An 8,214-nucleotide genomic window follows, 5' to 3' on the forward strand; every position below is an offset into this window, starting at 1 on the left:
ACAGGAGGCACTCTTCGCCAGAGAGGCGCATTCCATGCAGGCTGCTATGCGCAGGGCACTCTTACGCAGAGGGCGTTCTGGCAATGCTGCTTTTCTAAAATCGAAAGCAATGTTGCCGGAAATCTATACCGGATGTGCAGAAAGGAGGAATCCAGATATGGCGATTTTTCATTACACAATCAAAATAGTCGGACGAAGTAAAGGGAAATCTGTTATCTCCGCTTCCGCATATCTCAATGGGGATGTGATGAAAAACGAGGAAACCGGGAGAATCAGTTATTACACTTCTAAAAAAGAAGTGGTCTACACCAGTCTGATGATGTGTGAAAACGCACCTCCTGAATGGCAGATAGTACCAGAAGAAAATATAAAACGCTTTCAAAAATCTGTCCGCTACAAAAGGTCAGAAGATAAAGAAGCTGCTTTAGAAAAATTCAAAATCACATTTCAGAAACAAAGATTATGGAATGAGGTATTGAAGATTGAAAAAAGTGCGGATGCCCAACTTGGCAGGTCATTTGAATTTGCCCTCCCAAAAGAATGGAGCAGACAGGAACAGATTCAATATACATCCGACTATATCCAAAAAACATTTGTGGATAAGGGAATGTGTGCTGATTGGAGTATCCACGACAAAGGGGATGGCAACCCCCATGTCCACCTGCTTCTGACGATGCGACCTTTTAACCCGGACCATTCTTGGGGAAAGAAAGAAGTCAAGGATTGGGATTTTGTCAGAGATAAAAGCGGAAATATCGTGATTGACGAATCCCACCCGGACTGGTGGCAGGATAAGAAAAACCCTGACCGTCATGGAATCCGTATCCTTGTATTAGACGAAACCGGAATCCAGAAGATTGGTGCAAGAAACCGCCTGCAATGGAAACGGGTGCTGACCGATGCTACTGGATGGAACAATCCCAAAAATTGTGAGCTGTGGCGGAGTGAGTGGGCAAAGGTGTGTAATGAACATCTTCCTTTGCATAATCAGGTTGATCACCGTTCTTATGAAAAACAGGGAAAACTCCAGATTCCTACCATCCATGAAGGTGCTGACGCAAGAAAGATTGAACAAAAATTTCTTGCCGGGCAGGAAATAAAAGGTTCGTGGAAAGTAGCGGAAAATCAAATCATAAAACAGCAAAACACGTTATTGCAAAAGATACTGGACACCTTTGGAAAAGTATCAGGTGCATTATCATTATGGAAGGAGCGATTAAATGACATTAGAAGAAAGCCGGGAAGTCATTCCCATGATGGAATCAATGATAAACCAGATCGAGGAACAGCAGAACCTTATGGCAGAGATGGTACAGGAATTACAGGAAAAAGACAGACAGCTTCTGTCCTTTCAGGAGCAGAACCAGAGTTTGCAGATATTAAACAGCGAGTTATCCGGACTGCTGAATCTTTTGCCAGATACAGAAGAACTGCTTTCCCAGATCGAACAGCAGAAAAACAGAATCGAACAGTTGGAAACCGAGAATCAGCAATGGCAGGAATTAACGCAGAAGCTGAACAACGAGAACAGCTTATTGCTGAAACAGAGCAGAGAATTACTGACCTTAAACAGCAGATAGAGAAAGTGAGGGATATAGATGCGAGAATGCGTAAACTTAGAGAACGTCGGTCAAGTGGAAGAACTTCTACAGATGACAGAACAGATGCAGGACGAACTGGATCAGAAAGACCAGATGATTATGGAACTGAACAGGCAGCTAAACAGATCGCTGACCTTGAACGAGAAATTGAACAGCGAAAACAGAGTCGAGAATATCGAAGCATTGCGGACAAGATTAAGGAAAATAGAAGAACAATTAGCCAACGAGACAGACAGCAGGAAAAGAGCCGACGCAGAAGTCGTGGCATGGAAATTTAGGTATGAAAAAGCGGAACAGGCAAAACGCTATGCACAGACACACCAAAAGACAACAGAGGTAGCTGTTGAGAAAAAAGTGCCCTATGAGAAATGCGATAACTGTGACCGCACTGCTTACCAAAAAGCAAAAGAAAAATGCGATAACCGTAAAATTCAGTTAGAGAAAAAATATAAAAATATGACGGCTGGTTATGAAAGTATCCTGTTTCTGCTGGCATGGTACAGTATAGCCATTACACTATTCACTGCTATCCTTTCTCCAGTTTTCTTTAGTGATTGTATTAGCTTTTTCAGTATGTTTGCTAAAGGAATCTTAAGCCTGTTTCAAAAATTTGTTGCAGGTGCAGATTCTTTCGGACAGTTAAGCAGTGGAATCTCAAATAGTATCATTTCAGGGATTGTGTACTGGCTGATTGTAAGTATTGTTATGGGAATTTTATTTATCATAACGGGATTGCTGATAATCGGGACTGGCTATCAGGTGGGGAAAATCTACCGGAAATATTGCTGGGATATTATCAGCATCATGGTGGTGATAATGAGTACAGCTATCATAATCTATTTCGGAAAATGGATAAAATCAATTATTCCGATAAACCTCATTATGTTGCTACTTCTGGTACATGCGGTTTATATCGGAATCCGATGTTATGTGAAAAACTGGCGAGAAAAACGAGGATATTTTTAAAGTAAAATGGGCAGGTAAAACTGCCTGTTTTTCACAAAACAAATATACTTATTTTTAGTTATCCAGATTTTTAGAGTCTGTGAAAACTGTTCTTTGATTTTTAACACTATTTTTTATAATCTTCCAAATGAATCTGTTTTGATTGATTGACAATTACCGAGCTATTCTAGTATATTTAATCCATAAAGCAGATACAAAATCGCAGATGTGCAGGTGAACAGACATGAAAAATATCCATAGCATTGAATTTTATACTGGAAGCAAGGAAGAACTGCTTCCCGGTTTTGAAAAAGATTTTCCCTATATCGCTTCAAGGGCAGAACTTGACAAGTATATCGGACATTATGTACCGTGGCACTGGCACAAGACAGTGGAACTTTTTTATATGGAAAGTGGTAGCATTGAATATGATACGCCGGGAGGAAAACTGTTGTTTCCGGCTGGAAGCGGCGGCATAGTAAATTCCAATGTACTCCATATGACAAAAGCAATATCGCAGAAAGAAAAGAATATACAGCTACTTCATATTTTCGATGTTTCCCTACTTGCCGGGGAACAGGGAAGCAGGATTGAACAAAAATATATTGCGCCTATCATAACAGCCCCACAGATTGAGGTAATTCCGCTTTTTCCAGGCAATGCAGAAGAAGAAAGGATTTTGAAACTGCTTGCCGCTTCATTTCGTTTATCCAGTGATGAATTTGGATATGAAATAAAACTGCGGGAAACCCTAACAGAAATATGGCTCATGCTTTTTGAACTATCCCGTCCTATGCGTGAAAAAAAGGGGGAACATAATAAAAGCAACGATAAAATAAAGCTGATGATGATATATATTCACGAACATTACAGAGAGAAAATCTCTATCCCGGAACTTGCGGCAGCAGCATACCTAAGCGAAAGGGAGTGTTATAGAGTGTTCCATGACTGTCTGCACATGACACCCGTAGAGTATATAAAGGCTTACCGTCTGCAAGCTGCCTGTCAGATGCTAGCAAAGGGGCAGGAAGCAGTTACCGTTATCAGCCATGAGTGCGGTTTGGGGAGTAGCAGTTATTTTGGAAAGGTTTTTCGAGAATACACACATTGTTCACCCACAGAATATCGGAGAAAATGGCAGAATAGTGATAGATAAGGGCAGAAAAGAAATATTTTTTCTATTCCTTTTGCATTATAATGATACCTGTAAAGTAAATCCGTCATTTACAGGAGGTGAGTGCAAAGTGGTAAAACTGAACATTCTGAACATGAAAAATTTTTTAGATACGGTCAATAGCTGTTCCGGCAAAGTAAATATGCTCTGCCCGGATGGTAAAAAACAAAACATCAATGGGGAAGAAAAGATACAGGGCAGTTTGTGGCGGCAATACTCCCAAAACAAAAACTGTTTGCGGCTTGTTTTAGAAGTTCCGAATCCAACGGACTATATGAACATTGTTTCGTACTATGCCGGGGATTGCTGATTTATCTGTAAATATTTCATCATAAAGGGGCTGGACAGTTTATCTTCCAGCCCCGCCCTTTTGAAAGGAGTTAAAAATGGAGTTGAACATTCAGACCGCAGAACTGGCATTAAGGGAAGCGGCAGAATCCAATCCGGGAGCATGGGCAGAACATTCCCGGTATGTAGCCGAAGCCTGTAAAAACATTGCGTCACACTGTAAAGATTTATCTTCTGAACAGGCGTATATTTTCGGGCTGTTACACGATATTGGACGTTATGCCGGAGTGAGTTCGGAAAGGCATCTGATAGACGGCTATCGTTACTGTATGGAGTGTGGGTGGGGAAAAGCCGCACAAATATGTATATCCCACGCATTTATGATACAGGATATTGCCACATCTATCGGAGAGTTTGATGTCAGTGATGAGGATTACCTGTTTATGAAAGAATTTGTTGCAAATGCGGTATATGATGATTATGACCGTCTTGTACAGTTATGTGACGCATTGGCTATGCCTTCGGGGTTCTGTCTTTTGGAAAAGAGATTTGTAGACGTGACAATGCGATACGGCGTTCACCCAGCGACAATAGACAGATGGAAAAAGATTTTAGAGATTAAAGAACGGTTTGAGGATCAGATTGGCTGTTCTATCTATGCCCTGCTTCCGGGCGTTATGGAAAACAGTTTTCGTTAAGGGGGGATATTGTGTATTACGAATCCAGTGATTTTTTGGAAACAGCGGACAGCGATACGTTAAAGCAGATTGCCCGCACAAGGGAATTAACACGGAAATATTATTTTTCTGATTATAGAGATACAGAAAAACGCACTTCCATTCTTCGGGAGCTGTTGGGCGGAATAGGGGAAAATGTGGCAATCGACACGCCTTTTCATTGCGACTATGGAAAAAATATTTTTTTGGGAAATGATGTGATCGTCAATATGAATTGTACCTTTGTGGATAACAAAACTATCCGAATTGGCGACAGGGTATTGATTGCGTCAAATGTGCAGATTTATACATCTTCACACCCTGTCTTACCACAGGAAAGGTTTGTGCCGGATTGGAGGGAACGTCAGACAACATTTTTTAGAACCTATGCACGTCCGATAGAAATAGAAAGTAATGTCTGGATTGGCGGCGGCTGTATTCTTCTGCCCGGAGTCACTATAGGAAAAAACAGCGTGATAGGGGCTGGAAGTGTAGTTACCCGCCCTATCCCGCCTAATTGTGTTGCAGTAGGAAATCCATGCAGGGTGATACGTTATTTTGATACAGACAGGGAAAGGTGGCAGCATGAAGTATAAGCATATCGTTTTTGACATTGACGGCACTCTGATTGATACGGAATATGCTGTATTACATTCTTTACAGGAAACTATAAAGGGATTGTCCGGAAGAGAGATACCATGTTCTGAACTAAGATTTGCGTTAGGGATTACAGGAACAGACGCTTTGAAAAAACTTGCGATAAAAGACACTTCCTATGCGATAGAATTATGGGATAAAAATATGCGTAACTATACAAATAACATTAAAGTATTTGACGGAATCGTTGAATTATTGAAAAATCTTCTAAGTCTGGATTATGAAATGGGGATTGTCACATCAAAGACAAGGGAAGAATTTACACATGATTTTTGTCCGTTTGGTATCAGTCATTATTTCAAAACAATCATATGTGCAGACGATACACAGGAACATAAACCCAATGCCGCACCGATTTTGAAATATGTGGAATTATCAAAAACAGACCATAGGAAAGTACTTTATATCGGAGATAGCAAATATGACAGTAAATGTGCGGAAAATGCGGGAATTGATTTTGCTTTAGCAGTATGGGGCAGTCATAATAAGCACATAAAAGCAGATTATTTTTTAGAAAAACCTGCCAATCTGTTATCTGCTATCACTTCAGAGAAATTTTATTAGCGATGAAAGATCGAACGAAAATGACTCCGAGGTATATTAAAAAAACTTGCTTGATCAATTATGGTGATTTTGATTAAGTAGCCTGTATGTAAAATAAAGCATACAGGCTACTTGTGGTTTACAATTCCAAAGAATCTTCTGCATCTACCCACATTTGCATATTACCATCAAGATATAATCGTGCATATTCAAGTGGCTCATCAATAGCAAGTGTATTTAATGCGCAGTCTGATCCAGGAGTGGTTTTTAAGTTCTTCTCAGCTTCCCAACAGTCAATGCGGAGCATATAACCGGCATTGGTATAAACATCAATGCTGTTTCTGTGTGGATTGTATTCTGCAAATATTGTTCTCATCGTATCTTATCTCCATTTTTTTAATAATCAGTTATAGAGTTAAATATCGAAAACATTTCAATCAGTTCACCATGTTGTTATTGTTATATGTTATACTGTGTTATGAAATTTTCTTTCCCTTAATTTTTCCCATATTAAGGTTCATGAAAGCTAATGGGAGAATGTAACACAAGGGAAAGAGTAAGGGAAAGTACACTTGCTACAAACTTAGTGTTTTCAAGGGTTTGCGAAGAATTTGATAATCAAATATAATAGTTATTAAATTTCCTAAAATAAGTGGAATATCAACTTGAATTTGACAAGTACCTTATAGCTTCATATTTTCAAACCTATATATCAATTTTTTCTTGATTTAATCATAAAAAATGCTATACCAGCAACTATTATGTATCCGAACAATGAAATAACAGATGATTCAATTCCAAACTCACCACCTGTGATGGCGAAATATTTTGAATTAAGTACATATGTCATTACAGAATATTTATCCATTTTTTCTCCAATGGCTAATCCTCCACCAATAATCACAACGTTCCAGATAGCATGAACTATTCCACTATTCCAAACTGAACCACTTTCTATTGCAATCATCGAAAACATAACGCCTACCATCGTTCCGGCGATAATTACTAATAAACAACTGCCTATTGAAAAATCCTGTCCAAGAACATGTACAATACCAAATAACATTGATGGAACAATTACAGCCACCTTAATATTCCATCTTTTCTTTAATGCATTAAGTATAACTCCTCTAAACACCATTTCTTCAACAAATCCAGCCGCTATTCCGGTAAATGCAACCCCTGCACTTAAAGTATCGAACATCTGATTTCCATTCATATTTGAGGATACATACTTACCGTTGAATATTAAAAGATAACTTCCTTTTATAACAAATGGTAATAATACAGCTATTAAAATCCATCTTATTTTAATAGCAAATTTAGGCATTCCGAAATCCGAAGTCGGCAATTTAATAATTTTGCTAATAAACATTTTCAGAATAAGATATGTCAATCCAGCATATATAATTCCAGCGGTAATATTACAAATGCCAGTTGGAATTTTTATTATAACAAACATACTTGCAATGGATTGTGCAATAATCTGTGTGATTATTAAAATAAATATGGCAACAAATGATGTGCTAATTGCTTTTTTTGTACTCATTTTATTTCTCCTTTATAACTTTCGATTGAACAAAATCGCTGCGCGATGACCTGCCAAGGCTGTGGCGCAGTTTTATTTTTATTAAAAAGCAGTGGAATTACTTTTCATAATCCGTTATTGTTAAGTTACCACACGAAACAACAAAGAAAGCTCCACTGCCTATGATAAGAATAACATTTTCCAGTCTCTTCCGCAATCGAAATTATGACGCTAATGCACCTCCGAATAGGTAGATGTAATTATTAACACTACTTATTCTGGAGGTTTTATTATGTATAAAGATATTTTTGAATCCATCCGCAATGAAGCGGAAAAACGTAACCTGCGTGAAAGAACTATTCAATTGTATTGCTCTGATGTCAGTTACTTCCTTCGTTGGATTGGAAAAAATGTTTCTGATCTTACACTTGAAGATGCGGAAAGTTTTCTTACTGCCAAACGTCTGGAAGGAAGGTCTCCTGAAACTCACAATCACTATCGATCTGCAATCAAGTTCTTATATAAAAAGGTGCTGAAGATTCTCTGGGATGATGACACTGTTCCGGCTATGAAAAGAGAGCGAAATCTTCCTGCTGTTCTATCCCGTGATGAAATAAATGCAATCATTGACGCCACTCCGAATCTGAAGCATAAAGCGATTATTGCAACTATGTATTCTTCCGGATTACGTGTATCAGAGGTTGTTCATCTTCATTATGATGACATTTCACGTACCAACATGACAATTCATGTTCGTGAAAC

At 38.7% G+C, this 8,214-nt stretch carries 10 protein-coding genes; 8 read left to right on the forward strand and 2 right to left on the reverse strand.

The window, feature by feature from the left end:
• Nucleotides 1-157 precede the first annotated feature (157 nt).
• The 7 genes from PGU50_RS17555 to PGU50_RS17585 all read left to right on the forward strand — a co-directional run bounded on the left by PGU50_RS17555 (nt 158) and on the right by PGU50_RS17585 (nt 5,945).
• Nucleotides 158-1,879: a MobA/MobL family protein gene (locus PGU50_RS17555; RefSeq protein ID WP_330672605.1), complete on the forward strand. Its 1,722-nt coding sequence runs from the start codon at nt 158-160 to the stop codon at nt 1,877-1,879.
• Nucleotides 1,863-2,567 carry a DUF6040 family protein gene (locus PGU50_RS17560; protein WP_055196675.1) on the forward strand — a complete coding sequence of 235 codons (705 nt, stop codon included), beginning with the start codon at nt 1,863-1,865 and terminating at the stop codon, nt 2,565-2,567. Before PGU50_RS17555 ends, PGU50_RS17560 begins: the two co-directional genes overlap by 17 nt.
• Nucleotides 2,568-2,790: 223 nt before the next feature.
• Nucleotides 2,791-3,702, forward strand: coding sequence for an AraC family transcriptional regulator (locus tag PGU50_RS17565; protein ID WP_016304806.1), 912 nt, complete (start codon nt 2,791-2,793; stop codon nt 3,700-3,702).
• Between the two features lie 88 nt (nt 3,703-3,790).
• On the forward strand, nt 3,791-4,030 hold the full coding sequence (locus PGU50_RS17570) for a hypothetical protein (protein ID WP_016304805.1): 240 nt from the start codon (nt 3,791-3,793) through the stop codon (nt 4,028-4,030).
• A 76-nt stretch (nt 4,031-4,106) separates the two neighbouring features.
• Nucleotides 4,107-4,706, forward strand: a complete 600-nt coding sequence (locus PGU50_RS17575; protein WP_270247604.1) for an HDOD domain-containing protein — start codon at nt 4,107-4,109, stop codon at nt 4,704-4,706.
• 11 nt (nt 4,707-4,717) lie between these two features.
• Entirely contained in the window at nt 4,718-5,320 is a 603-nt protein-coding gene (locus tag PGU50_RS17580; RefSeq protein WP_117674858.1) for a sugar O-acetyltransferase, read from the forward strand.
• Nucleotides 5,310-5,945, forward strand: coding sequence for an HAD family hydrolase (locus tag PGU50_RS17585; RefSeq protein ID WP_016304801.1), 636 nt, complete (start codon nt 5,310-5,312; stop codon nt 5,943-5,945). The genes PGU50_RS17580 and PGU50_RS17585 overlap by 11 nt, the downstream gene beginning before the upstream one ends.
• Before the next feature lie 118 nt (nt 5,946-6,063).
• Here PGU50_RS17585 and PGU50_RS17590 read toward each other — a convergent pair whose 3' ends face one another.
• Both PGU50_RS17590 and PGU50_RS17595 read right to left on the reverse strand, forming a co-directional pair.
• The gene (locus PGU50_RS17590) at nt 6,064-6,300 is read right to left on the reverse strand and encodes a DUF6061 family protein (protein ID WP_012744332.1); all 237 of its coding nucleotides are present in this window, start codon (nt 6,298-6,300) and stop codon (nt 6,064-6,066) included.
• Nucleotides 6,301-6,636: 336 nt separating this feature from the next.
• Nucleotides 6,637-7,473, reverse strand: coding sequence for a CPBP family intramembrane glutamic endopeptidase (locus tag PGU50_RS17595; RefSeq protein WP_270247605.1), 837 nt, complete (start codon nt 7,471-7,473; stop codon nt 6,637-6,639).
• Nucleotides 7,474-7,744: 271 nt separating this feature from the next.
• On the opposite strand from PGU50_RS17595, the gene PGU50_RS17600 reads away from it, so the two are divergent.
• On the forward strand, nt 7,745-8,214 hold a 470-nt coding region (locus PGU50_RS17600; protein WP_270247607.1), incomplete at its 3' end, for a tyrosine-type recombinase/integrase.

The organism is Coprococcus sp. AM11-30B, from assembly GCF_027674365.1.
Classification (GTDB): Bacteria; Bacillota; Clostridia; order Lachnospirales; family Lachnospiraceae; genus Allocoprococcus; species Allocoprococcus comes.